The following is a 231-nucleotide window of genomic DNA, read 5'->3' on the forward strand; positions in this document are numbered from 1 at the left end:
AATAATACCTATGACAAACATGAAGATATTAGCAGCTATGAATACAGCGTTAAAGTAGGTATCGACATCGGTGCCTCGATATAATGAAGCAATGACTCTAAAGATGTGTATCGCTAGCATTACTCCTAAAAAACCTAGCGTCCATTGAAGCTGAACCCAAAACATATCAATTGCAACTTTTGGAAAAATACGAAGTTGATTCATAATTACTCACCTTCCTTTGTCACATGC

At 36.4% G+C, this 231-nt stretch carries 1 protein-coding gene; it reads right to left on the reverse strand.

Features of this window, described 5'->3' with window-relative positions; translation table 11 throughout:
- Nucleotides 1-204 (reverse strand): hypothetical protein (locus AOA60_RS33720; protein ID WP_218241020.1); only part of this gene is annotated, 204 nt, incomplete at its 3' end.
- Nucleotides 205-231: the final 27 nt, after the last annotated feature.

It is taken from the genome of Pseudomonas sp. 2822-17 (assembly GCF_002742485.1).
GTDB lineage: Bacteria > Pseudomonadota > Gammaproteobacteria > Pseudomonadales > Pseudomonadaceae > Aquipseudomonas > Aquipseudomonas cyclaminis.